Origin of the sequence: Novosphingobium sp. 9U (genome assembly GCF_902506425.1) — a bacterium.
GTDB lineage: Bacteria > Pseudomonadota > Alphaproteobacteria > Sphingomonadales > Sphingomonadaceae > Novosphingobium.
The window spans coordinates 1-1,099 of the sequence record NZ_LR732496.1 but is presented as its reverse complement, the minus strand read 5'-3'; the positions used below and the strand labels follow the sequence as shown (position 1 = coordinate 1,099).

Annotated in this window: 1 protein-coding gene; it reads right to left on the bottom strand. The window is 59.9% G+C overall.

The annotated features are described in order from the left end of the window. A partial coding sequence (locus GV044_RS15860; RefSeq protein ID WP_159872657.1) for a hypothetical protein occupies positions 1 to 1,058 on the bottom strand: 1,058 nt, incomplete at its 3' end. Positions 1,059 to 1,099: the final 41 nt, after the last annotated feature.

Below are 1,099 nucleotides of genomic sequence, written 5' to 3'. Positions count from 1 at the left end.
AGCGAGACGGTGATTTTGAGCTGGACGCGGGCAGTCTCCTTTTCGGTGAAGATCGGATCGTAGCGGTCAGCGGCAGCTCCTGGATCGGGCACCTCGCGCAGGATGGCTGGCGGAGCCGTTGTCATGTGCAGCGCTGACATCATCACGAATAACTCCAGATGCTGAGCGATCTCGCGTCGGTCGAGGGCTGGGCCGCCCGCGCGGGAATACTCTTCGACGAAGAGGCCGAGCAGGTCATCCAGGTGCCGATCGTGGATCTCGGGCTCAGCAGCACCTATGCAGCCCCAGAAGGACGACGCCACCGACATCTGACCAACGCCGCCCCAGTCGATCAGCCCTGCTTTAAGCGTGCCCGTCGGCTCACGCCAGAACCACGCGTTATCGATGTTTGCGTTCATGTGGCAGAGCGCGATCAAGTCGGGCTGCGAATACAGGAAGCGCCAAATTTCCTCCTGCCGGTCGACGACCAACAATGCATCGGCGTAGAAACGGTCGAGGAAGGCACGGTTGGCTATGTGTGACGGGAACAGGTGCGGGTATTGCAGGATAAACTCAACCAACCGGCCGATCCTTTTGGCGAGTAGTGGCGCCTCAAAACGTGCGCGGCTCGCGATCAACTGGTCGTGAGTTAGCGGGAAGCAGCGCTCAACGACCTCCCCGAGCCGGCCAGATTTATGCGTGCCTGACAATCGTGCTAGGCTCGAGACAAGCGCGGCGTAATGCTCGAAGGGGGCAGGCAGCATCTGATCCAAGCATTTCGGGTAGTGCGGCTCGATCATGCCTTGTCCGTAGGGGATGCACTCGGTGATGATGATGCCGGTAAGTGTCTCCTGCTCGATGTCGGCGTAGAAGCACTTGGGCACGGCGACGGGAAACCCCGGATCGCGCGACAGGTTTGCAAGCCGCACCTCCGGCGGCATGTAATATCGTCCGTTATCACGGACTTTGTCGTGGAAATTACGTGAGAATTTTACGAACAGGTTCTGCGATAGGCCGGGCACGTCGCGCTCGTAGGTCACCGAGAGCAGTGCCTTGCTCCCGGTGCCACCCAGCTTCATTTGGTCGAGGCTAGAGATCTGAGTGACGCTGTTATCCGGCC